The organism is Vibrio sp. 1727, assembly GCF_033344415.1.
GTDB lineage: Bacteria > Pseudomonadota > Gammaproteobacteria > Enterobacterales > Vibrionaceae > Vibrio > Vibrio alginolyticus.
In genome coordinates this window covers 1-666 of record NZ_JAWPOT010000322.1, presented here as the reverse complement: position 1 = coordinate 666, position 666 = coordinate 1, and the positions used below count along the sequence as shown (strand labels likewise).

The 666-nt window shown below is 52.6% G+C and carries 1 protein-coding gene; it reads left to right on the top strand.

Translation table 11 applies throughout. The annotated features are described in order from the left end of the window. Positions 1 to 666, top strand: a 666-nt coding sequence (locus tag R8O10_RS25505) for a tRNA modification GTPase (protein WP_412035180.1), incomplete at both ends; no start/stop codon positions are given.

Sequence of the window (666 nt, the reverse complement as noted above, 5' to 3'; positions counted from 1 at the left end):
CTACTGCACCCGGTCGTGGTGGTGTCGGCATTATTCGTGTTTCCGGCCCTAAGGCCAACCAAGTGGCATTGGAAGTCACAGGGAAGACTCTAAAACCGCGTTACGCTGAATACCTGCCGTTTCAAGCCGAAGATGGCACGGTGCTCGACCAAGGCATTGCACTGTACTTCCCTAACCCGCACTCGTTCACGGGCGAAGACGTATTAGAACTGCAAGGTCACGGTGGCCCTGTGGTCATGGATATGCTGATTAAACGTATTCTGGGCATAGCTGGCGTACGAGCAGCCCGTCCTGGAGAGTTCTCGGAACGTGCGTTCTTGAACGACAAGATGGACTTGACTCAGGCAGAAGCGATTGCCGACCTGATTGATGCCAGCTCTGAAGAAGCTGCGAAATCGGCGCTACAATCGCTACAAGGCCAGTTCTCGCAGCGCATTCAAACGCTGGTGGAATCACTGATTCATCTTCGCATCTATGTGGAAGCGGCCATCGACTTCCCTGAAGAAGAAATCGATTTTCTTGCCGATGGTAAAGTTGCAGGAGATCTGCAAGCTATCATCAATAACCTCGATGCGGTACGCAAAGAAGCGAACCAAGGCGCGATCATGCGCGAAGGCATGAAAGTCGTGATTGCTGGTCGTCCAAATGCGGGTAAATCAAGCCTAC